The organism is Oleiphilus sp. HI0043 (genome assembly GCF_001634935.1).
This window is the reverse complement of the sequence record NZ_LWEY01000535.1, coordinates 1-1540: the sequence shown is the minus strand read 5'-3', so window position 1 is coordinate 1540 and position 1540 is coordinate 1. Positions and strand designations below refer to the sequence as shown.

General features: G+C 41.6%; 2 protein-coding genes. One reads left to right on the top strand and one right to left on the bottom strand.

Annotated features, from left to right (window positions below; translation table 11 throughout):
• Positions 1–360, bottom strand: a 360-nt coding sequence (locus tag A3729_RS06570) for a 7TM-DISM domain-containing protein (protein ID WP_156497744.1), incomplete at its 3' end; no start/stop codon positions are given.
• Between the two features lie 311 nt (positions 361–671).
• Between A3729_RS06570 and A3729_RS06565 the strand changes: the two genes are divergently transcribed.
• Positions 672–1540 (top strand): hypothetical protein (locus tag A3729_RS06565; RefSeq protein WP_068633454.1); only part of this gene is annotated, 869 nt, incomplete at its 3' end.

The window sequence follows — 1540 nt, the reverse complement described above, 5'->3', positions numbered from 1 at the left end:
TTGGTCGATATGAAAGCGCTGTTTGTGTAGCTTAAAGCGGAACCAGTAAGGCGCGTTCGTCTGCCCAAAGTGCTGAATGTGCTCGGTATTTTTTGTCCATTTATTTTTATCTATTGCTAGCACATCATTGATGCTTGCCGAAAAGGAACTGTCCAAGTAGTAATCTAGATAAGGTAGTGCATTAACTTCATCTACTATTTTGCTTACCTTAATTGTTTCGTACTGCGATGACGTGCTTTGTGCTAAGGATGGCTTAGAAATCGCGAGACTGACCCACAGCCCAATAGTGGCAATAAGCAAGATAAGCCATGCCATTTGAGAGCGTTCAGGAAGTAGGTCTATCTTTCTGTGAATGCTCATGCTCTGCTCAGAGTCCGATGTGCGTAGTTAGCTAGTGATTGGTGTGTAGTTGTTAGTATAGTGGATGTCTGAGAAATAGTTTCTAGAAAGCCATAAAAAACGCCGGATTTATAACAAATATGATAACCGGCGCAACTTGAATTTTGTCTAGTTTAGTTTTTAGGTCTGTCTATTGTTGCGAGTAAGGGCGAGGGTGCCTTGCGTTTTTAATAGCCCAGAATCTAAGCAAAGATGATAAGTAAGAGGCTATAATTACTAAAGTTGTTCAGATGGCATCCGATAAACTATAGCAACACCAAAGGGAAATCTTAGTGACTGCGCAACAAACAAACAATGCGGATACAAGCAAAACTGCATCTCTTGATAGCTTGTTAAATGATATCGATCAAAATAATGGCTTGGCCTCTGGTGATGACGCAGAGGAAAATAGCAGGCGCAAGACTCCCGATCGACGGCATACAAGCAAAAAACCTCGAGGAACTGTTGAGCGTCGTTTAGAAGACGACCGACGCCAAAAGAAAAGTATTGTTGATAACGCGCGAGAGCGTATTCTTGCACAAAAGGCCGAATTAAAACTGCAGCAACATAGGAAGAAGATATTACTTGCAGGCTGTGAGCCTGTAATGGGCTTGAACTATGATCACCTCGCAATGGACGATTACCCCGATAACACCTTGGTAGCCGAAGCTCGGAGAGATAGAGATTACTGGGTACTTATATGTGCTATTTTCGCGTCCTTGTTTGTATTTAGTTTGTTAGGTTTGCTTGATGCCTGGGTTGGTGGTGTTGGTTGTGGTATGGCTTTTCTATCTGCTTTTTTTGCATTCTCTCCTATGCGGAAGTTCTTTTTCTCTCGTCCACATTTACATGAGTTGCTAGCTAAAAGAAAGGTGATCGAATACGGAGCTTTACACCATATTCAGTACCTTGAAGGCACTGACGGGCTCGCATGGCGTTGCCAAAAATTGACAAAATTCAACCCGAACTTATCCAAGAGCCTCTTTAACGGTATATATCGTTACTCTAAAGATCGATCACTGCTAAACTATATGCAAAACAAAAAGACAATTCGTCTGTATTTGTTATTAATGGTTGAAGCTCAAAAGGCCTATAAACGCTTGGAAAAAGAATATCTAGAGAGCCATTTTAAGCATCTTGACCAAGGCTGGGATGACAGAAT